Annotated in this window: 19 protein-coding genes and 1 pseudogene; 5 read left to right on the top strand and 15 right to left on the bottom strand. The window is 62.5% G+C overall.

Features of this window, described 5'->3' with window-relative positions; genetic code table 11:
* Positions 1–3: 3 nt before the first annotated feature.
* The gene (gspF, locus tag LG385_RS09765; protein ID WP_225774102.1) at positions 4–1,203 is read right to left on the bottom strand and encodes a type II secretion system inner membrane protein GspF; all 1,200 of its coding nucleotides are present in this window, start codon (positions 1,201–1,203) and stop codon (positions 4–6) included.
* A gap of 1 nt (position 1,204) precedes the next feature.
* Positions 1,205–2,917 (bottom strand): GspE/PulE family protein, encoded by a 1,713-nt coding sequence (locus tag LG385_RS09760; RefSeq protein WP_225774101.1) that lies wholly within the window; start codon positions 2,915–2,917, stop codon positions 1,205–1,207.
* A gap of 285 nt (positions 2,918–3,202) precedes the next feature.
* Here LG385_RS09760 and LG385_RS09755 point away from each other — a divergent pair, with 285 nt between their 5' ends.
* Together LG385_RS09755 and LG385_RS09750 are read left to right on the top strand one after the other, a co-directional pair.
* Positions 3,203–3,706, top strand: coding sequence for a hypothetical protein (locus tag LG385_RS09755; protein WP_225774100.1), 504 nt, complete (start codon positions 3,203–3,205; stop codon positions 3,704–3,706).
* Complete coding sequence (locus LG385_RS09750) at positions 3,703–6,444, top strand: beta-glucosidase (protein WP_225774099.1); 2,742 nt, start codon at positions 3,703–3,705, stop codon at positions 6,442–6,444. The genes LG385_RS09755 and LG385_RS09750 overlap by 4 nt, the downstream gene beginning before the upstream one ends.
* An 87-nt stretch (positions 6,445–6,531) precedes the next feature.
* Here LG385_RS09750 and LG385_RS09745 read toward each other — a convergent pair whose 3' ends face one another.
* From LG385_RS09745 to LG385_RS09710, 8 genes are all read right to left on the bottom strand, one after another.
* Positions 6,532–7,176 carry a TetR/AcrR family transcriptional regulator gene (locus LG385_RS09745; RefSeq protein WP_225774098.1) on the bottom strand — a complete coding sequence of 215 codons (645 nt, stop codon included), beginning with the start codon at positions 7,174–7,176 and terminating at the stop codon, positions 6,532–6,534.
* A 7-nt stretch (positions 7,177–7,183) separates the two neighbouring features.
* Positions 7,184–8,551, bottom strand: coding sequence for an MATE family efflux transporter (locus LG385_RS09740; protein ID WP_225774097.1), 1,368 nt, complete (start codon positions 8,549–8,551; stop codon positions 7,184–7,186).
* A 151-nt stretch (positions 8,552–8,702) separates the two neighbouring features.
* Positions 8,703–8,978 (bottom strand): hypothetical protein, encoded by a 276-nt coding sequence (locus LG385_RS09735; protein ID WP_225774096.1) that lies wholly within the window; start codon positions 8,976–8,978, stop codon positions 8,703–8,705.
* Positions 8,979–9,114: 136 nt separating this feature from the next.
* Positions 9,115–9,948 (bottom strand): OBAP family protein, encoded by an 834-nt coding sequence (locus LG385_RS09730; protein WP_225774095.1) that lies wholly within the window; start codon positions 9,946–9,948, stop codon positions 9,115–9,117.
* Positions 9,949–9,969: 21 nt separating this feature from the next.
* Positions 9,970–11,028, bottom strand: coding sequence for a M42 family peptidase (locus LG385_RS09725; RefSeq protein ID WP_225774094.1), 1,059 nt, complete (start codon positions 11,026–11,028; stop codon positions 9,970–9,972).
* A 63-nt stretch (positions 11,029–11,091) separates the two neighbouring features.
* Positions 11,092–12,201: an extracellular solute-binding protein gene (locus tag LG385_RS09720; protein WP_225774093.1), complete on the bottom strand. Its 1,110-nt coding sequence runs from the start codon at positions 12,199–12,201 to the stop codon at positions 11,092–11,094.
* Positions 12,198–13,322, bottom strand: a complete 1,125-nt coding sequence (aguA, locus tag LG385_RS09715; protein ID WP_225774092.1) for an agmatine deiminase — start codon at positions 13,320–13,322, stop codon at positions 12,198–12,200. Before aguA ends, LG385_RS09720 begins: the two co-directional genes overlap by 4 nt.
* Before the next feature lie 92 nt (positions 13,323–13,414).
* A complete protein-coding gene (locus LG385_RS09710; protein WP_225774091.1) occupies positions 13,415–14,302 on the bottom strand; it encodes a LysR substrate-binding domain-containing protein in 888 nt (295 codons plus the stop codon).
* Positions 14,303–14,497: 195 nt separating this feature from the next.
* On the opposite strand from LG385_RS09710, the gene LG385_RS09705 reads away from it, so the two are divergent.
* From LG385_RS09705 to LG385_RS25710, 3 genes and pseudogenes are all read left to right on the top strand, one after another.
* Positions 14,498–14,890, top strand: coding sequence for a c-type cytochrome (locus LG385_RS09705; protein ID WP_225774090.1), 393 nt, complete (start codon positions 14,498–14,500; stop codon positions 14,888–14,890).
* Positions 14,891–14,979: 89 nt separating this feature from the next.
* Positions 14,980–15,753 (top strand): annotated as a pseudogene (locus LG385_RS25715) (MCP four helix bundle domain-containing protein); the annotation flags it as partial.
* Positions 15,748–16,611 carry a methyl-accepting chemotaxis protein gene (locus LG385_RS25710; protein WP_413247369.1) on the top strand — a complete coding sequence of 288 codons (864 nt, stop codon included), beginning with the start codon at positions 15,748–15,750 and terminating at the stop codon, positions 16,609–16,611. The pseudogene LG385_RS25715 and the gene LG385_RS25710, both read left to right, overlap by 6 nt.
* Here LG385_RS25710 and LG385_RS09695 read toward each other — a convergent pair whose 3' ends face one another.
* From LG385_RS09695 to LG385_RS09675, 5 genes are all read right to left on the bottom strand, one after another.
* A complete protein-coding gene (locus tag LG385_RS09695; RefSeq protein ID WP_225774088.1) occupies positions 16,612–18,975 on the bottom strand; it encodes an ATP-binding protein in 2,364 nt (787 codons plus the stop codon).
* Positions 18,953–19,435 carry a response regulator transcription factor gene (locus LG385_RS09690; RefSeq protein ID WP_225776210.1) on the bottom strand — a complete coding sequence of 161 codons (483 nt, stop codon included), beginning with the start codon at positions 19,433–19,435 and terminating at the stop codon, positions 18,953–18,955. Before LG385_RS09690 ends, LG385_RS09695 begins: the two co-directional genes overlap by 23 nt.
* A 27-nt stretch (positions 19,436–19,462) precedes the next feature.
* Positions 19,463–19,645: a hypothetical protein gene (locus LG385_RS09685; RefSeq protein ID WP_225774087.1), complete on the bottom strand. Its 183-nt coding sequence runs from the start codon at positions 19,643–19,645 to the stop codon at positions 19,463–19,465.
* A 574-nt stretch (positions 19,646–20,219) separates the two neighbouring features.
* A complete protein-coding gene (locus tag LG385_RS09680; protein WP_225774086.1) occupies positions 20,220–21,224 on the bottom strand; it encodes a DNA-binding protein in 1,005 nt (334 codons plus the stop codon).
* A gap of 63 nt (positions 21,225–21,287) precedes the next feature.
* Positions 21,288–22,001: an rRNA pseudouridine synthase gene (locus tag LG385_RS09675; RefSeq protein WP_225774085.1), complete on the bottom strand. Its 714-nt coding sequence runs from the start codon at positions 21,999–22,001 to the stop codon at positions 21,288–21,290.

Below are 22,001 nucleotides of genomic sequence, written 5' to 3'. Positions count from 1 at the left end.
TCCTTAAATATTACTGGTAAGGCTCATGAGCGGCAGCATGATGGCCAACATGATCACGGCCACCAGCACTGCCATCACTACGGTAAGGGTGGGCACCAGCGCAGCGAGCAGGCGGTCAATGCCACGCTTCACTTCAACGTCGAACACGTCGGCGACCTTGAGCAACATGGCGGCGAGCTGGCCGGACTGTTCGCCCACTTCTATCATCTGCAAAGCCAGCTCCGGCAATAGCGGCTCATCGCCAAACGCCTGGGCCAGGCGGCCACCACCTTTCACATGCTCGGTGACCCGCTCGACCTGGGCGCGCATTGCGTGGTTGCCGCTGAGCTGGCGCACGATCAGCAGCGCCGGCAGCAGGGCTACGCCATTGCCGAGCAGAGTGCCCAACGTGCGTGCCAGCCGGGCGGCTTCAAGCTTTTGCAGCAGCGGGCCGAATACCTTCGTCCGCAACAGAGCCCGGTCCTGGCGCTGGCGCCGTAGCGGATCGCGCCGCCGAGCCACGACCAGCCAAGGCAGTGCCACTCCTGCCGCCAGCAATACCAGGCCATACGCGCTCATGAACTCGCCCAGGCTCAGGATCACGTCGGTAATCCAAGGGATCGGCACGCCGAGGTCGCGGAAGATGGGTACGAATTGCGGCACCACATACGCCAGGAGCAGCGCCAGCGAACCCAGCACACCGGCCACCAGAAATGCCGGGTAGATGAGGGCATTGGTCACTTCGCCGCGTAATTTGTGGCTGCGCTCCAGGTAGTCCGCCAATTGCCCGAGCGTCACGTCCAGGGCGCCGCCCGCCTCACCGGCGCGAACCAGGCTGACGTAGAGCGTGGAAAACTGGCCACCCTCCTCGTCCAGCGCCACGGACAACGGCTTGCCGGCCTTGACCTGCTCGCGCACCCGCAGAATCAGGGCTTGCCGCCGTGGCTCGGACGCCTGTCGCAACAGGATACCCAGCGCCTGGTCCAGCGGCTGACCGGCGCCGAGCAACGTAGCCAGTTGCTGAGTGAAGCTCACAAGGTCGGCGCGCTTGAAGATGCGCGTTGCCCGCCGGGCCAGCGTATGCGCGGTGCCAGCGCCAAGGCTCACTACCAGCAGCCCGCGCGACTGCAGGCGAGCCGCTGCGACTTTTTCGTCACTGGCTTCCAGGCTGCCCTTGTGCAGTACGCCATCGGCGTCCAGCGCCTTGTAAACGAATGGCTGCATGTCAGTCACCGCGCGTCACGCGCAGCACCTCTTCGAGGGAAGTGATACCAGCCAGGGCTTGGCGCAGGCCGTCTTCGTACAAGGTGATCAGCCCATCGCGGCGCGCTGCGGCTTCCAGCGTAGCGGCATCGGCCTGGCGAGTAAGCAGGCCGCGCAGTTCGTCGTTCATCACCAGTAGCTCGGTGATCGCACTACGCCCGAAATACCCGCCCCCCGGGGCGTCGGGATCGGGACGGTATAGCCGGATGGGCCGCTCCTGGGTGTAGTGATCAAGCTGATGCAGGGCAATCAGCTCCGCCGGCGCCTCGAAGGCGATACGCGTGACAGGGTCCAGCCTGCGCACCAGCCGCTGCGCCAGTATCCCCTGCACGGTCGAGGCGATCAGATAGTGCTCGACGCCCATGTCCAGCAATCGTGTGATGCTTGCCGCCGCGCTGTTGGTGTGCAGCGTGGACAGCACCAGGTGGCCCGTGAGCGAAGACTGAATGGCGATCCGGCAGGTTTCGAGGTCACGCATTTCGCCGATCATGATCACGTCCGGGTCCTGGCGCACGATCGACCGTAGTGCCGCCGGAAAATCCAGCCCAATGGCGGGCTTGGCCTGGATCTGATTGATGCCCGGCAGTTGGTATTCGACCGGGTCCTCGACGGTGATGATCTTCCTTTCGGCGGTGTTCAATCGTGAAAGCGCGGTATAGAGGGTGGTGGTTTTGCCCGAACCAGTGGGGCCGGTGACCAGCAAAATACCGTGTGGGTGTTCGAGCAGGCTGAGCAAGGCCTGCAGGCGCGGGCCGTCGATGCCCAGGCTGGGGAAGTCGAAGCTTACCGTTTGCCGGTCCAACAACCGCATCACTACCGACTCCCCGAACCCGGTGGGCACCGTGGATACCCGCAGGTCCAGCTCGCGGCCCTGGATGCGCAGCATGATCCGGCCGTCCTGGGGCAAGCGGCGTTCGGCAATGTCCAGGCGGGCCATGATCTTGAGGCGGGATACGATGGCGGCGGCATAGCCGGGCGGCGGCGCTTCACCGTGCACCAGCACGCCGTCTACGCGGTACCGCACCTGTAACTGCCCCTCGAAGGGCTCCACATGAATGTCCGAGGCGCGATGCTCCACCGCCTTCTGCAGGATCAGGTTCACCAGCCGAATCACTGGTGCTTCGCAGGCAAGGTCTTTCAGGTGCTCGATGTCGTCCTGCTGGTCAGGGTTATCGTCCAGCGCTTCGATCAATGCATCCATGGCGGTGCGACCGGCCCCGTGGCAGCGCTCGATCAAGCTGTTCACTTGACTGGCGGTAGCCACGACTAAGCACACCGGCTGGCCTGCGCTATATGCCAGTGCATCCAGGGCATACCGGGAAACGGGCGGCGCCGCAGCGACCGTAAGGCCGCCTTCGCCTTGCGAAACAGGCACTACCATGTAGTGGCGCAGAAAGCGCTCGGTGCCGATTGCCAGCGGCTCGTAAACATCGACGCTGGCTACCGCTTCCAGCCTTGGGGCGCCAAGCACTGCCGCGCAGGCGGTCGCCGCTTCTTCATCGCTGATCGCCCCAAGGCGTAGCAAGGTACGCAGGACTTCGTCTTCGTCACCGGCCTCGGCCGCGCACAACTTTCTCGCCCGGCTTATATCGGCAGCCTTGATATCGGTATTGGCGATCAGCCATTCGCATACTGTTACTGCGAGCGGTACCGGGCCTTCGATCAAGTTTGGCATGTGTAGGTTCTACTGCGCGTAATATACAGGCAAACGTACCCGGCGCCCTCAAAGAGAACGCCGTGATACATCGAAAACTATCCTGGCATGAGAGCAAAGGGTAACTAACTGCTTCGCTGTAGTTGCTTCCTCGACTACTTTTGAGCCGGAGAAAACATAGATACAAAGTACAGTCAGGCCGATGCCGACGCAGCATATCAGAACGCAAAACCTAATTGCAACTAGGTTTATTATGTAGGGCTTATCGCTGAAATACGTTGATTTATCAGCACGATAGTGCGTTTGATGGCTTCAGGTCGGCAGGATATCTCGCCGATAGTGAATATATCGCAATTATCCTTTTGTGCCTGCGCCTGGTTATTCTCGATCGCGCCCCTGTTTCCTGCAAATTTCCGCATCAATGCCGGTGGCCTGAAAAATATTTTTGCGATCATTGAACTTTTAACGGCATCATCCACACTTACGCAGCGGCCAATATTGCATACCTTGTTGCCGGCCGCTGATATCACGTTCCCTCTTATACCCATAATCGAGAGCCTATCGATGACCAGACCCTTGTTGTCTGTTTTAGGCGCGGCACTGCTGTGCGCGCAAAGTATCAATTGCCTGGCCGATAACACTTCCACGGTGGCGGCTACTTCTGGTCAACCCGTGCGCGAAGCCTTTGAAGAAAAACGCGACCAGGCCTCCGGTGTGAGCAAGGTGAGCCAGGCCACGAGCGGTCCCGCCGCAGTGCTGGATACCCCGATCGCTACCGATGACGCCCCCGCTCAGGCCGAGCAGCCATGAACTGTGTGCCCCGGCGTTTGAACCCTTCATTCAAAAGGACGTTGCCCTTGTCGACCTTAAAGCACACCCTCGGCCTAAGCCTGCTGGCGTTCAGCGTGGCCCAGACTTATGCCGCCACACCGCTTACGCCCAAGACCGGTAACGACGTGGAAGCCCGCGTGGGCGCGGTATTGGACAACATGAGCCAAGCCGAAAAAATCAACTTCACCCGCGTGGACGACGGCCACATGATCCCGGTGCTGAGCAAATTCGGCATGGCGGGCACCGTGGCCTATGACTCGTCCATGGGTGTGCACGTGAACAACGCTACCTTCGGCGCGCAGTACCCTGCGCAAACCGCGCTGGCCGCCACCTGGAGCATCAACCGGGCGAAAGAGTTCGGCCTGGCCATCGGCTACGAGACCCGCATCGCTGGCGGTCAACAGATGCTTTCGCCTGGCCTTAACCTCTACCGCACACCGTTCGGGGGGCGAGCCGCCGAATACGTGAGCGGCGAAGATCCTTTCCTCGGCGCCGCGCTGGGCCCGGCGATTGCCAACGGCATCCAGGCGCAGGGCATTCAGGCCGGCGGCAAGCATTACCTGGCCAACGAGCAGGAAGCCAACCGCCATTACCTCAACGTGAAGGTGGACGAGCGCACGCTGCGCGAGTTGTACATGCCGGGCTTCGAGTCGCTGGTGAAAAATGCCAACGTGGCGTCGATCATGTGCGGCTACAACAAGATCAACGGCGACTACGCCTGCGAAAACCATCACTTGATCACCGACGTGCTCAAGGGTGAATGGGGCTATCAGGGCTTTGTGATCAGCGACTTCAACTCTGTCACCGATGCTTTCAAGGGGGCTTGGGCGGGAACAGACATCGACATGCCCTCGGGCCTGCAATTCACTGAGGCCAAGTTGCTGCCGTACCTGTGGAGCGGCCAGCTGACCCAGAACGTGATAGACGACAAGGTGCGCCGCAACCTGCGTGGGATGGTTAGCTACGGCTTCGACACCAAGCTCAACACTGCGCAAACTCTGGAGCACACCGAGTACGGCCAGACGGCCTCGCTGAATATGGCGCGCGAATCCATCGTGCTGCTGCGCAACGAGAAAACTGACGGCACCAAGCCATTGCTGCCGCTGGCCCGCACCGCGAAAATCGCGGTGATCGGTGACCTCGCCCTGCAAGCGCCCTCCTCGCCATTCGGTACCGCCAACTCACCGCCCAATACCTACGTGACGGAACTCAGCGGTTTACAACAACTGGCTTCCAGCAGTTCGAAGGTGGAATACCTCTCCGAGATGAGCCTCAACCCCAAGGCCTCGGTGTGGTACCAGCCAACCACCGGCAAGAACAGCATCAGCAACAGCGGTGTGAAGGCCGAGTACTTCGCCAACACCGCGTTGTCCGGTTCGCCGGTGCTCACTCGCGTGGAACCGGGGATCAATCTGGACTGGACCACCAGCACCAACGTCACGAACGCTGGCACCACGGCGGTATCAGGCTTCAGCCCTGCGGCAGGCGCCTTCTCCGCGAGGTTCACCACCAAGATCAAGCCCACCATCAGCGGCGAGCAAGTATTCAAGGTGCGCGCCGATGGCCCGTACAAGCTATGGGTGAACGATGAGCTGGTACTGGAAAGCGACGGCGTGCCGCTCTCCTTCGACCTGCTCGACGCGGTCGCGCATTCCGGCAAAACCGCCAGGCTCACGGCCGGCAAGGAATACACCGTGAAGCTTGAATACCGCCGCACCCGTGGTGACTACACCACCTTCCTGGGTGGTATTGCTGGTGTGCAGATGAGCTGGGCTTCGTTGCGCCCGCCGAAAGATCTGGCGGACTACGATGCCGTGGTAATCGCCGCTGGCAACACTCACGAATACGAAGGTGAATCCATCGACCACGGCTTCGATCTGCCGGAATATCAGTCCGACATGATCACCTACGCCACCAAGGCCAACCCCAACACCATCGTGGTGCTGCACAGCGGCGGGTCGCTGAACATGGAGCCGTGGGCGAACAAGGTAGGTGCTTCGCTGCATGCCTGGTTCCCCGGCCAGCAAGGTGGCCAGGCACTGGCGGAGGTCCTCTACGGCAAGGTCAACCCGTCGGGCAAGTTGCCGATCACTATCGACAAGAAGATCGAAGACAACCCCAGCTATGCGTCCTATTCAGACCCTGCGGCCTACCGTGGCGACAATGCACTGACTGAGATGACCTACAGCGAAGGCATCTACCTGGGCTACCGCGGCTACGACAAAAAGCACACCAAGCCGCTGTACCCGTTCGGCTATGGCCTGTCGTACACCACGTTCGACTACAGCGACCTGAAGCTGTCCACCAACGTGCTCACCCCGGGCAGTACCATCGACGTGAAATTTACCCTCACCAACAGCGGCGACAAGGCCGGTTTCGAAACGGCTCAGCTGTACGTGCAGCCGGTGAACCCGGCCGTCGATCGCCCTGAGAAGGAACTGAAGGGCTTCACCAAGGTGTACCTCAAGCCCGGTGAGAGCAAGACAGTGAGCATCCCGATCGATTCCCGCTCGCTGGCGTACTACGTGGAAAGCACCGACAGCTGGAACGTGGATGCCGGGAAGTTCAAGATCCGCGTGGGTAGTGACTCTAAAAACCTTTCCCTGAGCCGCACGCTAGTAACCCTGTACCCCGAGCAGCTGACCACCCGCGACAGCAACCCGCTGCCCGCGCCTGTGCGCAAGGCTGTGCAGGTAACGGCCGCGCAAACGTACTGACGGGCAACGCGGGAATTGAATGATCAACGCTGTTTGCAGGCTGTGCCTGCTCCTAGCTGTGGGACCAGGCGCTAGCCTAGGAATGGCCTAGCCTTTTAAATCCCGCTCCAACCGCTGAAGGTAATGGTCGAACACGTCCATTACCTTCACGTCTTTCGGGCCCCGCAGCCATTGAATCTGCAGGCCATCCATCACTGAAAAGATCTCCTGGGCCAGTAGCTTGACGTCCACGCCGGGGCGGATTTCACCGCTTTCCATCAGCGAAGCCAGGTGCGCTTGCGCATGGGTGTGGGTGACCTTGAATTTTTCCTTGTACCAGGGCCATGCCGGATGTGTGTCCGAGAGGCTTTCGGTGTTGATCATCACCGCGGCCTGGCATTCTTCCCGGCTTTCCACGCTGAAGGCCATGCTCAATCGCAGAAATGCCAAGAAGCCATCCAGTGTGGGGGCGTCGAGCAAATCGCTGAAGCGTTCGATCACCCGCTGGTCGCGGCGGTCCAGCAGTGCGCGCAGCAACGCGACCTTGTTCGGAAAGTGATGGAGCAAGCCAACGGTGGTAATGCCAGCGATATCGGCCACGTCGCGCATGGACGCAGCCAGGTAGCCATCGCGCGCAAATACCTGGGTCGCCGCGTCCAGCAACGCGGCCCGGCGCATTTCACCCTTCGGTGCCCGTCGGCGCTTGGGGGCGGCTTTTTCGTCGGGCGAGCCTTGAGTGTCCCTGGTAACCATATGTCCCCTAACGTTGAATACTACTGACGGTCGATACTGCGGCAGCGCGACGGGCAAAGAATGTCTTGGCCATTGCCGCCGCGCTCGCAACGCTCAACGCCGCAACCATTGCATTGCCGACCCACATCCCCAGCAACGCCCCGCTGCCGTCGTTCACGCGGCTGCCCACATACACGAACGGCAGCGTGCCGAGGGTGCCGCGCAGCCAGGCGAAGGCGGCGACCCACCACGCACGGCCCATGGTAATGAACATGGCAAGGGCGATGAAATCCAGCCCGAAGGCCACCCACAGCCCCGCCCCGAAATGGCAGAACGCATTGAACAGGGGCAACGCCTCCGGCGGCAGCCCGAACACACTGGCCAGCGGCGCGGCGGCCAGCTCCAGCATGGCCCAAACCGCCAAACCATAGAGGATCACCAGCTGCCGTGTAAAGCCAATGGCCGCTCTGGCGCGTGTGTCCCGGGCCGCTGCCAGGTTTTGCGCGAGCACGGGAGCGAGCGCATTGGGCAAGGCGAAGTACAGGCAATAACAGAATTGAAGCAGCCGATCGATCACCGCCATCGCCGCCAAAGCTGGAGCGCCGAAGCTAGCCAGTGTCAGCAGCAGGTAGGTGACCGCGAAGGGCATCGCCAGGTTGCCCAGCATGGCGGGCAGCGCGACGCTGGACAGCTGGCGCGCGTGTAGCTTGAATAGTTTTGGCCTGAGCTTGCGGGAAAGACCGATACGTCGGCCCACGGCATTGAGGCCCACCGTCAACGCTACCAACGCGGCGAGGGCATAAGCGATTGCGGCACCTTTGAGCCCCAGCCCGCAGGCGAAGATCAACAGCGGGTCCGCCACGGCCAGCGTGGCGACCCCCGATAGAACCACCCATAGGCCGAGCCTACTATGGCCTTCGGCACGGAGCAGCTGGGCGCACAGCTGCATCGTGCAATGAAGCACGCTTGCCGGAACGGTGATGGCAATGAACACCCTTCCCGCGACCCAGGGGGCGCTATCGGCACCAAACCACGCGGCAATCGGCCAGGCGATAGCCAGCTCGAGCAGGGCCACCGCCGTCGACAGGGTGGTTGCCAGTACCAGCATGTTCGTTACCAGCCGGCTACGACCGCTTGCCGCGCCGCGCCCCATACGCGCCGATAGCAATGCCCCGGCCGCCAGTATCAGGCCTGAGAGCAATCCGCTGTTGATGAACACTAGCGTCTTTGCAATGCCCACTGCCGCCAGCAGTGTGGTGTCGTGAAGCATCGCCACGTAGACAAGCGTGAGAATATCGACCGCGAACACCGCCAACAGGCTTGCCGCTGTGGTGCTGGACATCCGCAGGATATGTCGGGAAATACACCCGTCGATGAAATGAGCGGTACTGCTCATCGGAAGGTGTTCAAGGGGAATGTTCGGAATCGGCGATTGGGGCCGGCAGGGTAAGCGGCGCGCCTGCGCCGCGCAACCAAACTCCCCCCTCGACCGACGGAAAGCGCCCATGAAACTCCCCTTCGCAAGCGCCGAGGCCTCTACCCAGCGCCTAAAGCCAGCCTCGCTGAGTAAACGCGCGAATGCAGTCGGTGAAGCGGCTCACCTGGTCAGCGTTCAATACGCCGGTAACCGCCAGCCCGCTCAGGTAGCCCAGCAACTCTTCAGTGGGGTATGCCGCCCCTGAGGTCCCAGCCTTCGCGCGGAACTCGGCGACCTGGGTCTGATGGCCCCAGGCGATGCCATGCGGCATTTGTACCGCTGCCAGTTCGTCGAAAAACGCATTCACCGCCTGCTCGGCCGCGGCGTCGTTGTCGTGGTCGCACATGTCACCCCCTTTGGTGCTTATAGGGCCACGACAACAAAGGCGCAAAAACCATGGCATTGCCGAAATGTACCCTGAACACAGGCCGTGGCAAAGCGCCATATTCCTGGACCACGGCACCGTCCGCCGAAAGGCACCTTCAAGGTTTGGCGGAATGCGCATTCTCGGCAGGCGCGGCAGGTGCCTGTTGCTTCGCGCCTTGCATTGCACCGTGTTGCTGGCCCGTAGGGTCAGCGAGCTGGATCACCTTACCCTTCTGCCAGGCATCGGCGCCTGGATTGACCACAGGTGCGGGAATATCCGCGCGGTTCACCTTCTCTTCAGCGCTGCTGATCCCCAGGCGCTGATCCCGCTGGCTGACCAGTGCCGGATCAATCTGGCCATCAGCGGTAAAGCCCATCATCAGTTGCGGCACCCCCAGCGGAAGCTTCTTGTCCAGGTCGGTGTGCCACGTGTGCCAGGTTTTTCCATAGGTATTGACCAGCTTTTCCATCAAGGCGTGCTCGGCGGGCTCCGGTATGCCGGGCGCAACCAGCTGCCCGGATTTCACCTCGTGCACATGACTGTGCCAGAGCGGCTTCTCTGCAGCCGGAAGGGTCGCATACAACTGCGCACTGATGATGTACTCCACCCCCATCAACTTGGCGTCCTTCACGTTGCCGTCGTAGATCACACATTGGATCACTTCTTCGTTGAGGATCGAGCAGTAGTGGTGGGCTTCCATTTGGGTGCCAGGGTGGCCGTTATAGAAGTGGAAACCGTCCAGGTAGGCATTCAGCGCGTCGATCGGCGGCCGGCTCTGCAGCAAGGCAGCGCCGGTATCCAGGGCGACGGTGTCAGCCTTCTTTTCGGCCCCCGGCGCGGTGACGTCCGAAGAGGTGGAGTGCCCGCCGCAGCCGGCCGCAGCGGTCAGGGTTGCAAGCACCAGGGCGCGTTGGGCGGTGCGCAAAGGCTGCTGGAGATACTGATTCATGCTTGTCACCTCATAGTGATTTCAGGGGCGCGCCAACGCGAATTCGACCAAAGTGGCTGCGCAGGCTTCAATGCCCGTTTCAAGAACCAGTTCGTAGCCATGGGTATTCTCTGTAGGGATGGCAACGCAGCCGGCCTTGGGGCAGATGCCCGCGCTCATGACTGCGCTGGCATCCGAGGCGAACTCCACCAACAGCGCGACCTGCGCCTCGGTGCCGGCGCGCTTGGCCGCCTCGATCAGGCCATTCACTACCGCACGGGTGTAATAGCCTTTCTGGTCGCCGGTATTAACGATGGGATTGGCCGACAATACCGTGCCGTATTCCTCCAGCACTGGCCCTACCTCAACCGCCAATACCGTGTCGCCGGGCAAGCGGGAGGCGGCGTACATGGCTCCGGCGTTGGACTCTTCTTCAAGGGTAGTGCACACGAACCACACATCCCGTGCTAGCGCCTCGCGCCTTCGGGCCACCCCTTGAGCAGCCAGTATCAACGCAACCAAGGGCGCACGGTCGTCCATGAAATGGGCAGCCAGCCCATCGTTTACTCTGAACATCTGGCGCCAGTGTTGGCTCAGTACAACACGCGTGCCAGGGCGTACCCCCTTTGCCATCAGCGTTTCGCGGCTTTGCCGTGTAACCACATGCACGTCATCCCAGCTCACATTGCCTGCCAGTACGTCCCGCCCTTGGGCGGTGGCGCCGCTGCTGTGCATGGAGCCGAACGACAGCACCCCGGGCATTACACCGTCGTCGCCGAGAATATCCACCGGGCAGGCACCGAAACTGACGGGCTTGGCGCCGCCCAAGGCGGCAACCTGCAGGGTGCCGTCCGGGTCGACCAGTTTGACCACCATGGCGATCTCATCCAGGTGCGCCATGATCTTGAGCGCATCGCTGGCGAGGGCCGGCGTCGCTGCCTTGATCAAGCCAACCAGATTCCCCGCCGCGTCTACGTGCAACTCGTCACAGCAACCTTTCAAGGCTTTACCACACAGCTCGCGTACATCTTCTTCCTGCCCGCCTGGGCCGCGGGCCATCAGCAGCTTTTGCAACAGGTCGATCCATTCGTTGCGTTCCATCCAGTCGTTCCACGCTGTGGCTTCCGGAGGTAGACCCTTGGCCAGAGAGAGGGGTTCAGCGTGTTACAGCCCGGCCTTCAATCGAGTGAACGCGCGTGTCAACGCCTGGTTGAAGGCCTTGCTGTTGTCGTTCTTTGCATACAGCGTAGCGCGTGCCATTTCAGGCGGGTACGTGGCCGGGTCGTTCCGGATGGCAGGGTCCACCAGCGTATCGGCGGCGGTAATGGCATTGGCGTAATGGATAGTGTTGGTGATAGGGGCGATGACGTCGGGTGTCATGAGGTAGTCCAGCAGTGCATGTGCCGCTGCAGGGTGCGGTGCGTCTGCCGGGATGACCATGGCGTCGAACCAGATCAGCGTGCCCTCCCTGGGTATTGTGTAGGCCAGGCTGAAAGGCTTGCCAGCCGCCTGCGCCTGGCCGGCTGCCATGCCGATATTGCCGTTCCACGACATGGCCAGGCAGGTGTTGCCGTTGGCCATGTCGCTGAGATTGAGGTCGTTGTCGAAGTAGCGCACGTAGGGACGGATCTTCGCCAGCTGCTGTTCAGCCAGCTTGAGGTCGCCCAGGCGCTGGTTGTTGATGTCCAGGCCGAGGTAGCGCATCACCGCGGCGAACACTTCGTTGGGGTCGTTGAGCAGGCTTACGCCACAATCGGCGAAGCGCGACACCACCGCTGGATCGAACAACATGGCCCAGCTGTCCGTGGGGGCGTTGGGTAGCCGGCTCGCGATGGCCTGCTGCTGATAGCCAAAACCCGTGGTGCCCCAGCCGTAGATGCCGGCGTAACGGTTGCCGGGGTCGAATACTGCCATCTGCTGGCGGAACCACGGGCCGATACCGTCGAAGTGTGGCAACTGTGCCTTGTTCAGCGGCTGGATGGCCTTGGCGGTGATCGCCCTGGACAGATGCTGCCCGGCCGTTAGCACCAGGTCGTACCCGCTGCGGCCAGTGAGCAACTTGGTCTCAACGATTTCCAGGTTGTCGAAGTGGTCAGCGACCACCTTGATGCCGGTGCTGCGCTCGAAATTGGCCAAGGTATCCGGAGCAAGGTATTCGCCCCAGATGTACAGGTTGACCGTGGCGGGCGAGCTGTCGGCCGCCTGACTTGTGGCCGATACCAGGCAACCCCCCAGGCACCCGGCCAGGCCTACGGCAAGGTCGCGTAGCTTCATGCCCCGCCCTCCTGGCGCCGAGGGGCTGCGTATTGCGGCATGGTGATACAGGCCACGTTGCCGCCGCCGAGCAGGATCTCGCGGGAATTTTCGATACCCACAATGCGGTGCCGAGGGAATAGCTCGGCCAGGGTGGCGAGGGCGAGACGGTCTTCGGGTACGCCGAACAGCGGCACCACGATTGCGCTGTTACCGGCGTAGTAGTTGATGTACGAGGCACAGATTACCGTGCCGGCCTGGCGGCTATGGGTGGTATCGAGCTGATCGAGCCCTGCGGCTTCTTCGGCGGTCCACTCCAGTGGCTGGGGCTGCATGAGTTTATGGATGGTGAGCTCACGGCCCCGGCTGTCATGGGTGGTGCGCAGGATGTCGTAGGCTTCCTGATAGATTTCCCACTGCGGGTCGCTGCGGTTGTCGGTCCATTGCAGCACCACTTCCCCGGGGCGGACGAAGCAGGCCAGGTCGTCCACGTGGCCGTCGGTTTCGTCGAACTTGCACCCTCGTGGCAGCCAGATCACCTGTTCGGCCCCCAGGTAGTCGGTTAGCCTGCGAGTGACCTCGCCCTTGCCCAGGTGCTGGTTGCGATTACGGTTGAGCAGGCACTGCTCGGTCGTCAGGATGCTGCCCAGACCGTCGCTCTGGATACCGCCCAACTCAGCGATCAGCGGCGCGCGGTAGCGGTCCAGGCCCTCAATCTCAAGTATTTTGCTGGCGATCTGATCGTCCTTGTCCCAAGGGAAATAGAGCCCACCGTCCAGCCCCCCATAGGCGTTGAATTCAAAGTCCACGCCACGCACTTCGCCGGTGCCGTCATTGACCACGAAGCAGGGGCCGCTGTCGCGGAACCAGGTGTCGTTGCAGGTCATCTCCACTACCCTGACCTGCGCCGGAAGCTGGCGCCGTGCATTGGTGAACTGCGCCGCCGAGGCACATACCGTCACCGGCTCGCTGGCGGCGATGGCCGTTACAATATCGACCCACACCCTCTGGGCGGGCTTGCCGCCGTTGCGCCATACATCCGGGCGCTCCGGCCACCCGAGCCAGCAGCCGGCCTTCGGCTCGAACTCGCCGGGGAGGCGAAAACCATCAGCTTTGGGAAGGGTATCGAGCAAACGTGCCATGTGAACCTCGAGCGATAGGGGGACGTACGCACCCTACGGGATCACCGCTTACGCTCGCCAACGAGCATTTGTGGCCAACCCTTGAATAAAACTCAGGGGTCGCCCAACTGCTCGGCAAACCAGGCGACCAGGTGCGCCACGGGCGGGCGCTCCAGCCGTACCCGCTCGCACACGAGCGCGTATTGCCCCAGCGCCGTGATCGAAGCGGCAAAGGGGCGCACCAGCCGGCCGCTGTGAAGGTCTTCCTGGGCAGTGAGGTTGTCGCCCATGGCCACGCCCTGCCCTTGCGCGGCGGCTTCCAGGCTCAGCCCCGCATGGGCGAAATACTGCTGGCGCGCCGGGCGCAGGTCGCCGCCGTGGCTGGTAAGCCAGGCGGTCCAGGTAATGCCATCCTGATCGTCATGTAGCAGGCAGTGCCCGGCCAGGTCGGCAGGAGATTTGAGCCGGCCAAGGTTGAACAACCCAGGGCTGCACACCGGGAAGAATTCCAGGGCCGGCAGCGGGCGAACGAAGTACGCGCTGCTGTCTGCCGGGCCGGCGCCATAGGTGATTGCGATGTCTACGTCCTCGCCCGGCACCGTGGCGTCGATGGCTTGCTCATAGAGGTGCAAAGTGATGTGTGGGTACCGGCTGGAAAAATCGCCCAGCCGGCTTACCAACCACTTTTGCGCCAACTCCGTGGTGACCGCCAGCCGCAGTACAGCGGATGAAGCGGGGTCGCGTAACTGGTCACAGGCCTCCCCGATCATTTCAAATGCTTGCTGCAATCGTTGCATGAGCCGCCCTGCCGCTGGCGTGGGCCGCACGTTCCGGCCTTCGCGCAGGAACAGCGCTACGCCAAGTTGCTCCTCCAGCTGGCGGATCTGGTGGCTGACCGCGCTGTCAGTGACGCACAACTCAGCCGCGGCATGGCCGAAATGGCCATGGCGTGCCGCGCACTCGAAGGTTTTCAACGCACCCAGGGACGGCAGTCGTCGCATGGCCCAGCCCCCAACCGAAAAGGCCATGCTGCCTGTGACGAGCTGCAGGGTAAAGGCCCCTGCGCAGGCATGCCCCCCATGCGGCTGCGACAAGGGGTCGCGAGCCTTGGGCTTGCGTTGGCTGGGCATCCGTTCTATTTATGCGCACGTTCCGGCCTGCCACTTCTATTGGCCAGCCCAGCAGTGGATACCGTCATGACTCTTTCACCCTCGCATTACCTCTACGCCCTGCTCATGCTCACCGCCGCCGCTGGCGCCCAAGCCGAAGGGGATGCCGAGGCGGGCCGCGCGGTTTTCCAGGCGCGCTGTAGCGGTTGCCATAGCATCGGCCCAGGTGCCCAGCACGCATTCGGCCCGCTGCTTACGGGCGTAGTAGGCCGCCACACGGCTGGCAGCCAGGGGTATCAATATTCTGAAGCCATGCGCAACGCAGGCTTTGTGTGGACGGAGGAAAAACTCAAGGCGTATATCGACGACCCCAAGGCGGTAGTACCTGGTACGCGGATGAATTTCTGGTGGATCGGCAGTGAGCAGAAGCTCAGCGACCTGGTCGCCTACCTTGCCTCACAGCCCACACCTGCCCCTTGAAACGCCTTTGGTCGTGGAAGTGGCACATGGCCATACTAAAGATTAACCGTTTCAGCCGATAATAGGTCTTCTATACATCGGGGGGTTTCATGTTCTTACGTCAAATGCGCATCGCACAGCGCTCACTTGTGTGCTTCGGCTTTTTCGCCGTGCTGGTGGCAGGTTTCGGCTTATTCTCGCTGGGTCAGGTTTCTGCCATCCGCGCTTCGCAAAGCGTGTTGCAACTCAACGTGCTGCCCAGCGTGCAGACCATTGACCAGTTGCGCAACGACATGCTCTCGATCCGTCTCTACAACAGTAGCCTGCGGCTGGCCAAGGACAGCGCCAGTGCCGCCTCCGCCGAGCAGCGTATCCAGAAGGCCCGCACAGACCTGACCAGCAACCTTGAGGTGCTGCGGCCACTGTTGATAAGCGAGAAAGGCCAGGCCGCGTACGCCAGCCTGCGCCAGGCCGCTCAGGCCTACCTTGGAGTGCATGATCGCTACCTGGCGGCGGTGCGCGCCGGGCAAGAGGACGCTATCAGCGTACTTACCTCCAGCACGGGTGAGATGACCTTGGCCGCAGACCGTGTGCAGGAGCTGATCCAGACCCTCAACGACCTCATCGACGGCAAGGTCAAGCGTGAAGACGCCAATGCCACCGCCACCTACACCCAGGCCAAGGAGGTGACCATTGTGGTGATTGTGCTGGCCCTCGCCGCCACCATCGCCCTGGCCATGCTGTTCACCCGCAGCCTGGTGGCGCCGCTCACACGCGCGCTGGGCGTTGCCGAGCGCATCGCCGCGAATGACTTCAGCCAGGCTGTGCCTCAAGACGGTACCGACGAGCCCGGCCGCTTGCTGGCGGCACTGGGGCGGATGCAGGTGAACCTGCGCCGTACCTTGACCGAACTGGGGGATTCGTCCAACCAGCTGGCGTCCACTTCGGAAGAAATGGCAGCGGTCACTGATGACGCCTTGCGGGGTATCCAGCGGCAAAACGACGAAATTGCGCAATCGGCCACGGCTATGAACCAGATGTCCGCCGCGGTGGACGAGGTGGCTAACAACGCCGTGTTGGCCTCCGAAGCCGCCCGGGCATCGAGCACAGCGGCGGAGCATGGCCATGAGCAGGTGACGCAAACGGTAGCTTCGATCAACGATCTGCAAGGCGCTGTCGATCGGGCCGCCGGCGAACTGAATGCATTGGCCGGGCAGGTACGCAGCATTGGCGGCGTGCTGGAAGTGATTCGCGGCGTGGCGGAGCAAACCAACCTGTTGGCATTGAACGCGGCCATTGAGGCGGCGCGAGCAGGCGAAGCTGGCCGTGGGTTTGCCGTGGTTGCGGACGAAGTACGCGCACTGGCGCACCGTACCCAGCAGTCCACCGCACAGATCGAGGAGATGGTGGTTGCCATCCAGGCCGGCACCGACAAGGCCGTGAACTCCATGGCTGAAAGTAGCGACCGTGCCCGTGTGAGCGTGGACGTGGCCCAGGCTGCGGGCGTCGCGCTCGCGGACATCACCGCTGCCATCGCACAAATCAATGCGCGCAACCTGAACATCGCCTCGGCTACCGAAGAGCAAGCGCAAGTCGCTCGCGAAGTGGACCGTAGCCTGGTGAGCATCCGCGACCTGTCCACACAGACCGCCGCCGGCGCGCAGCAAACCGCCGCAGCGGGCAACGATTTGTCGCGCCTGGCGGTAAGCCTCAACGCCACCGTCCTGCGCTTCAAACTGTAGCTAAACCCTGGCTGCGGCGAATGTGCTCAAGGCTTGCCGCAGGCCCTCAAGCACAGGGGCTTCGAGGGGTTGATCGGGGGCGCGGGTCAACTGCTCCTCCAGCGCCCCGGCCAGTGCAGCCACTTCCGTAGCGCCCACCATCAACGCTGCACCGAGTATGCGGTGGGCGCGGTGGGCGACCTCTCGCAGATCCCCTGCGCGCGCTGCCGCCTCAATGTCCAGGAGGTCGGCTTGCGTAGCGCTGATGAATAACGCTCGCAGCATATCCTGCGGGCTATCGCCGGGTTCAGCCGAGGCTGGTGGTATCCATAGCGCCAGCAAATCTTCCAGTTCCGCCAGGCGCAGGGGTTTGCTCAGGCTGCCGTCCATGTCATGGGCGAAAACTCGATCCCGGTGTGTATCGTCATTGGCTGCGGAAATCGCCAGGACAGGCAAGCGTTGTGCGCGTCTGGTTTCCCGCTCCCAGGCCCGGATCCTTGAAGCCACTTCGTAGCCATCCATGCCAGGCAGGTTGCAATCGAGCAGCACGCCGTCGATGCCGCCGGCGGCAAGCCGGGCCAAGGCTGCGGGCCCGTCGGCGGCTATTTCGTGGCGATACCCAAGGGTTTGCAGCTGCAAAGCGATAGCTTGCTGGTTCACCGGATGGTCTTCCACCACCAGCAGGCACGGCCCTTCCAGCCGTCGCGAGGTTTCCAGGTTCGAGTTGGGTGGCACCGGATCAGCGGCCGCACTCATGGCCAGTACCCGCACCGGTAACCGTACCCAGACTGTGGTGCCCTGCCCCGGCGCGCTGCGCAGACCGATATCGCCTTTCATCAGCTGCGCCAGGTCGCGGCAGATGGCAAGGCCCAGGCCGCTGCCGCCGTAGCGGCGATTGGTGGAGTCGTCGGCCTGAACGAACGGCTGGAACAGCCTGGCTTGCCGCTCGGCCGGGATACCGATGCCAGTGTCGGCTACCTCTACCAAAAGGTGGGCCTGCTCCTGCTCTTGCAGCGTAACGCGCAGGTCTACTTGCCCCTGCTCGGTAAACTTGACCGCGTTTGACAACAGGTTGCCGAGGATCTGCCGCAGGCGCATGGCGTCAATTTCCACCACTGCGTGCGCCGGGCCTTGGGTGTGCAGCCGAAGGGCGATGCCCTTGGCGTCGGCGGCCAACCGGTGGATATCCGCCACGGCGCTGGCCAGCTCCCACAGGCGGGTGGATTGCAATTCCAGCTGCACTTGTTGCGCCTCCAGCCGCGACAGGTCCAGTACATTGTCCAGCAGCTCCAGCAAGTTCCCCGCCGAATTGCTGGCCAAGCTGGTGAGTTGCTCTTGCCGAGGCTGCATAGGCGTGCGTCGCAACAGCTCCAGGGACGACACAATGGCGTTCATCGGTGTGCGAATTTCATGGCTCATCATGGCCAGGAATGCCGTTTTCACTCCCTCACTCTGTAGCGCGGCCCGCCGGGCCATCAGTGCATGGCGGGCGAACGCGGCCAGCAGCAGCACACAAACGGCAGTACCGGCCAGCTCCCAGCGGTAATAACGCAACAGCGATCCCCAGGACGGGGCACCAAAGTCGGTACTGGCTATCCAACGGGCTTCCATCAGGTCGGTTTCCCGGGATGTGAGCTCCCCGAGCGCCTTGTCGATGATACTTTTAAGCAACGGCTCGGTGGGTGCGATACCCATGGCGATCACGGCCGGCATGTCGGAAATGATGCCGGAAAGGTGCAGCTGGTCGAAATATTTGCGCCGTACCAAAGGGCGCAGCACTTGGTCCAGGCCGATGACGGCGTCGGCGTGCCCTTCATCCACGGCCGCCAGGGCCGCTTCCGGGTCGTTCAATAACAGCAGGTGAATGCCCGGGTAATTACGGCTGAGGTAACGCTCGTAACCTCCGCCCCCTTTCACGGCTACCAGTTGACCATCCAGTTTGGCCGGGCTGTAGGCGATCGGGCTGGCCGCCTTGGTCATGATTACCGACGCCCCCACGAAATAGGGATCGCTGAACAACAGCCGATGACGGGCTTCGTCATCGAGCAACCGAACCGACACTGCCGAGACGGCCTCGAGCTCGCCACGCTCGATCATCGCCAGGCTGTGCTGTAAGTCGCTGCTAGGCACCAGTTCGAAGGCAAGGCCGGTGGCCTGCTCGATATGGTCGATATATTCCCGGGTGAGCCCCTGATGCTCGCCACGGCCGCCGTAGTATTCCATCGGCCAATAAGGGTCGATGGTATAGCGCACTACAGGGTGGTCGCGTATCCATGCCTGCTCCTGGGCTGTGAACGTTTGCCCTGTGGCCACGCCAACCCAAAGGCCGCACACGGCGGCGAGCAAGCCGCGCCGGCCAGCGTTACCGACGTTCAAGAAGCGCACGGAGCTTGAACAGTTCGTGGTCGGTGCGAAGGCCCAGCTTGCGGTAGGCCGACTGTTTCTGCGCACTAATGGTCTTGATGCTTCGGGAAAACTTGCTACTGATGTCGGTGACGGATAAGCCATCCAGGCAGCAGCGCAGCACTTCGCGCTCGCGCAGGGTCAAGGTGGTGGTATTGACCAGCGCGGCCACGGGCTCGTCTACCTCTTCGGTAGGCCCCAGTGGATGCACCGCAACGCTATTGCGCTGGAGGGCGTCCTCCATGTCCGGGTGCAGGTACACCCGCCCGTTCGAGACCACGCGAATGGCTTTGAGCAATTCCTCTGCACCCAATTCCTTGCCCACGAAACCGGCCGCGCCGCAGCGAAGCGTGAGCGCAACGGTAGACGGCGTATGCAGTGACGAAATCACGATCACGCGGGTTCGCGGATGGCGGGTTCTGATGGCCTTGATGAGGTTCAGGCCGTCGACTTCACCAGGGCTGAGGGCCTAATCCATCACCACCATGTCCACCGGCATGATGCGCAGGGCTTCCAACAGGGTGCGGCTCTCGGTGTGCGTGCTGATGACTTCTACATCAGGGTGGCGGGCAAGGATCTGGGAGATGCCATGGAGGATGAACTCATGGTCGTCCAGCAGCATGAGGCGGGTACGAACGGAAGTTGCCTTCATCACGAGACGACCCCGCCTGACAGGACGGCTGCGGTATTCAACCGGAAAAGGGAGCCGTGTACATGCACTACTGTTTTCATATTGCCAAGCCTCGAAACTTTCGGTTCATGGCGCGCCAGGCACGCTCCTTGAGGGAGTTCGCCGGAAGGCTTGGCTCGGGAAATCTCCCGTTTTCAGAGCTTAGCCCGAAGACCCGGCATGGGAAACCCAGGAAGATGCTGCCGCCGAAAAGCCCGCCATTGAACTGGCCGGGCACTTTAGGGGCTGGGGGTGGCGCGGAGTATCGGATTGTTCCGAATTCGAACCAAATGTAACGATTTAGGCTGCGGCGCCACGCGGCTCAGCGTGCTTTCCATTCATGGATTTGAGCGATGATTGCTATCAATGGCCCTGATTCATCAAACGCTTCGAACGGTGTTAACGTTTACCCTGAAGACTGATGCTGCCGGGGCGACAGACACCCCCCGCCGTCTGCCCGGCCCGGCGCGTCTCCACTTCGTCCTTTGGTGATAACGTTTGCCACCGCCCTTTGGGGACGGTGGCTTTTTTTTGCCTTATCGCGACCGGGGGCAGGTCAGGCAAGCTCGGGCGCGTCGATCACAGGCGGCCGGAGCGCGGCCTTCGCCTCGCCCAGCGCTTGCTCCAGTAGCTCCGCACGCACCCGTGCCTCTGCCAGCTCGCGACCGTGCTGCGCAGCGCTTTCGCGGGCCTTCTCCAACGCCTGCCGGGTGTCGGCCAACTGGTTGGCCAATACCTCGCGGGCGCCTTGGGCCTCGCCCTGTAGCGTCGCCAACCGTGCCACTTCGCGCTGCAAGTGAGCTCCATGCTCCACAGCCTGCAGCCGCTGCTGCTCGCTCTGGCCCAGGGCGGACATCAAGCGTTCGTTATCCCGTTCAAGCTGCGTCAGCGCCTCCTGGCGTCCCGCCAAAGCGTCCTGAGCCTGCTGCACCTGTGCCTGAAGCTGCTCAAGCTGCGCCTCGTGACGGCGCTGAACCTGTGCGCGTTGCTCATCGCTCAGGGCGCGGTGCTGTTCGATCGTATCGCGAGCCTGGCGAAGTTGTTCTTCGATCGAAAGCACCTGCGCCTGTTTGTCAGCGAGCCGGGCCTGGAGGTCTTCATTGGCCTGGGCAAGGCGCGCGTTCCGCGTTTGCTCGGCCTGGTGCGTCGCCTGAAGGGCTTCATGCCGCTGCAACGCTTGGCTCAGGGCCTCTTGCGTACCGGCGAGCGACCGCTGCAGCGCGTCCGCCCGGCTGGCGCTTTCATTCAGCTGCGCCTGCAACCGCGCCCGGTGCTCGTCAAAACCTTCCTGGGCCACATCGATGCGGCCTTGGGCTTCGTCATGCAGCCGCTGGGCAAGGGTAGTCACCAGTGCGGTCAATTCCTCGCTGATGGAAAGCATGCCCTCGGCGAGCGTGCCTTCGGCCTGCTCCAGTTCCTTAAGGTAGCGATGGATGGTGCTTTTGGAACCGGTGTTGCCCAGTTCGATCCGGATGGCGTCGATACTGGGATTGCGCCCTTGGGCAATCAGCGCGTTGCGCGCCTTCTCCACTACCGCCTTGTTGATACCGCCGCGTGCCATGCCTGCCCCTGAGGTGTATGTATTGTGACCAGCGCCTGCCGGAGGCGCTTTGTACAGTTGCATTCAGAACCGTTCTTGCCCTGTGAGGTAGCGCCATTGCCCCACCGGCAGCTTGCCCATGGGCACGCCGCCCGGGCGCAACCGCCGCATCGTCACCGGCGTGAGCCCGACCGCCGTGCACAACAGGGCAATCAACCCGGGCGTCGGCGCCTTGATGGCAATCCGCAAGTGGGTTTCGTTCTGCCAGCTGGCTTTGGCGGCAGGCAATGCCTGCCCCTTGTGCATCGCGCCGCGCTTGAGCCGCTCAAGGCCGCCTTCGCGCAGGGTGCCCTGCACTTCCACAACGTATTCCTGCTCCAGCTTGCCGAACTCGGCGGTAAGCTTGCGCGCAATGCGCCAGTCCTGGGTGAACACCTGCAGGCCGGTGGCGCCAGCCTGAAGTGGCGCCAGGCATTGCAGCCGGTGAAAGTGGCTTTTGAGCACCCGCTTGCCCGTGTCGAACGCTGGCGCCTGGCTGTCTGGCCTGATGGACGCCAAGGCACTGTCCTCATCCAGGCCGGGGCCCTGATTCAGGAGGAACGTGACCGGTTCCGGCGGCTCGGCCTTGGCGCCGGGTAGCAACACTACCTGCTGGGCCGGCTGAACCTGAAGCTGGGGTGCGTCCACCACCTCGCCATCCACGGTGACCCAGCCCCCCTCGATGTACATCTCCGCCTCGCGACGGGAGCAGCCGACCAGTTCTATCAGGCGGCGAGACAGGCGTTGTGCTTCGGTCAT

It is taken from the genome of Pseudomonas sp. Marseille-Q5115 (genome assembly GCF_916618905.1).
Taxonomy (GTDB): Bacteria; Pseudomonadota; Gammaproteobacteria; order Pseudomonadales; family Pseudomonadaceae; genus Aquipseudomonas; species Aquipseudomonas japonica_A.
Note: the sequence above shows the minus strand (reverse complement) of the source record. Positions and strands in the feature narration are given on the sequence as shown.

What these genes read in the sequence shown, in the direction of transcription:
- gspF (WP_225774102.1), bottom strand. Translation starts at nt 1,203, where the DNA reads ATGCAGCCATTCGTTTACAAGGCGCTGGACGCCGATGGCGTACTGCAC.
- LG385_RS09760 (WP_225774101.1), bottom strand. Translation starts at nt 2,917, where the DNA reads ATGCCAAACTTGATCGAAGGCCCGGTACCGCTCGCAGTAACAGTATGC.
- LG385_RS09755 (WP_225774100.1), top strand. Translation starts at nt 3,203, where the DNA reads ATGGCTTCAGGTCGGCAGGATATCTCGCCGATAGTGAATATATCGCAA.
- LG385_RS09750 (WP_225774099.1), top strand. Translation starts at nt 3,703, where the DNA reads ATGAACTGTGTGCCCCGGCGTTTGAACCCTTCATTCAAAAGGACGTTG.
- LG385_RS09745 (WP_225774098.1), bottom strand. Translation starts at nt 7,176, where the DNA reads ATGGTTACCAGGGACACTCAAGGCTCGCCCGACGAAAAAGCCGCCCCC.
- LG385_RS09740 (WP_225774097.1), bottom strand. Translation starts at nt 8,551, where the DNA reads ATGAGCAGTACCGCTCATTTCATCGACGGGTGTATTTCCCGACATATC.
- LG385_RS09735 (WP_225774096.1), bottom strand. Translation starts at nt 8,978, where the DNA reads ATGTGCGACCACGACAACGACGCCGCGGCCGAGCAGGCGGTGAATGCG.
- LG385_RS09730 (WP_225774095.1), bottom strand. Translation starts at nt 9,948, where the DNA reads ATGAATCAGTATCTCCAGCAGCCTTTGCGCACCGCCCAACGCGCCCTG.
- LG385_RS09725 (WP_225774094.1), bottom strand. Translation starts at nt 11,028, where the DNA reads ATGGAACGCAACGAATGGATCGACCTGTTGCAAAAGCTGCTGATGGCC.
- LG385_RS09720 (WP_225774093.1), bottom strand. Translation starts at nt 12,201, where the DNA reads ATGAAGCTACGCGACCTTGCCGTAGGCCTGGCCGGGTGCCTGGGGGGT.
- aguA (WP_225774092.1), bottom strand. Translation starts at nt 13,322, where the DNA reads ATGGCACGTTTGCTCGATACCCTTCCCAAAGCTGATGGTTTTCGCCTC.
- LG385_RS09710 (WP_225774091.1), bottom strand. Translation starts at nt 14,302, where the DNA reads ATGCGACGACTGCCGTCCCTGGGTGCGTTGAAAACCTTCGAGTGCGCG.
- LG385_RS09705 (WP_225774090.1), top strand. Translation starts at nt 14,498, where the DNA reads ATGACTCTTTCACCCTCGCATTACCTCTACGCCCTGCTCATGCTCACC.
- LG385_RS25710 (WP_413247369.1), top strand. Translation starts at nt 15,748, where the DNA reads ATGCAGGTGAACCTGCGCCGTACCTTGACCGAACTGGGGGATTCGTCC.
- LG385_RS09685 (WP_225774087.1), bottom strand. Translation starts at nt 19,645, where the DNA reads ATGAAGGCAACTTCCGTTCGTACCCGCCTCATGCTGCTGGACGACCAT.
- LG385_RS09680 (WP_225774086.1), bottom strand. Translation starts at nt 21,224, where the DNA reads ATGGCACGCGGCGGTATCAACAAGGCGGTAGTGGAGAAGGCGCGCAAC.
- LG385_RS09675 (WP_225774085.1), bottom strand. Translation starts at nt 22,001, where the DNA reads ATGACCGAAGCACAACGCCTGTCTCGCCGCCTGATAGAACTGGTCGGC.